This window comes from Vibrio sp. M260118, from assembly GCF_036533755.1.
GTDB lineage: Bacteria > Pseudomonadota > Gammaproteobacteria > Enterobacterales > Vibrionaceae > Vibrio.
Genome location: NZ_JATABG010000588.1, coordinates 1 through 1,309, shown reverse-complemented (window position 1 = coordinate 1,309; position 1,309 = coordinate 1). Strand labels below are relative to the sequence as shown.

General features: G+C 40.9%; 1 protein-coding gene and 1 pseudogene. Both read left to right on the top strand.

Features of this window, described 5'->3' with window-relative positions:
- Nucleotides 1-313 precede the first annotated feature (313 nt).
- Complete coding sequence (locus tag QTO00_RS19815; RefSeq protein ID WP_038208370.1) at nt 314-760, top strand: hypothetical protein; 447 nt, start codon at nt 314-316, stop codon at nt 758-760.
- A gap of 122 nt (nt 761-882) precedes the next feature.
- Nucleotides 883-1,309, top strand: a pseudogene (locus tag QTO00_RS19810) (hypothetical protein); the annotation flags it as partial.

The window sequence follows — 1,309 nt, the reverse complement described above, 5'->3', positions numbered from 1 at the left end:
TGTCAGTACACCTTTGAGTTGCTATGCATGAAGTTGATATGAAACCGTGAACCAAGATCACAGTTTCGGAACATTTTTATTATAATTCTAATTGTAAAGTTTGCGATTTTGGATCGAGCATCTAGTTTTAAATAAGAATTCTTATGGTAGTTTATCATTAAAAAGTTCACATACAACGTCAATGGCTAACCTAGCAAACTCAACAAACATTGCCTCGCAAATTGCGGGGCGTTTTTTTGCCTGATTCTAGTATAGTAATTTTCCCTACAGTGGTTAGAATACACAGCCAAATTAAATTTGTCTGAGTACCCGTATGCAACGCGATTATACCTACACCTGTCTGTCTCAAATGCCCGATGACGAGTTAGAAGAGCTTAGTCTGAGAATGGTTCATCGCTTAGTACCGGAAGAGTCGATGACAGAGTTGTTCACCTTCGAAAGTGAGGAAACGGCAAACGAAGACAAACTTCAAGAAGCACAGTTTGATGCTATGCTTCGCATGAATGCAATTGCTCTTAGTGAGTTACCTGCTCTATTTGCTGAGTCGGAAAACAGAGCGCAAAATGTTGTGCGTATGCAGAGGCTGTTGCTGTGGCACTTCTATTCTGTGTCATTCCATTTAGAACGCGCGATTCCTCTGGAAACGCACTGTAATCATGTTGAAGTATTAGTAAAAAGTGCGCCACAAAATGCGTTAGAGTGGGTAACGGCATTGACTGACCTATTGCGTCAATATTCTCAAATTGCGCAAAACGGCTAGCCACCTCATTGTTCACAATATAATTGAGGCCTCTGGATCGAGGTTTGGTTACATGATTCATTGACGCACTGAATGTCTATTGGTCATACTTAGGGCCAAAGCCATTAAATACAATCACATCATTGAGACTTTTAGCTTTAGTTTTCATACTAGTTTCAACGTCTTCTTTTTCCGAAGAAGATGTTGACTACTCCCATTGCCACAGTCAACCTGATAGCGCTCAAATTCTCGACTCAGCATTTACTTACGTTAATGGTAAGTTATGTGAGCCAGCGGTTTGGTTTGATAATTTCTTCGTTGATGAACGTGTCGACCAAGATGCGCGCGCCGGAGGCACAGTTAGGTGGTCAAACGACTTTTCTTACGTTGAAGATGAAGGCTATAAGTACAAAACTCGGGTTAAAGCTCGTTTGCATCTGCCAAAGGTGACCAAGCGTTTAAAATTAGTATTCGAGTCTGATGATGAAGATGACCTGTTCAACTTATTTCCGCAGACCAGTCAAGATGCTGAAAAAACACTTGGTTTGCGATATGACTGGTTAAGAAGAG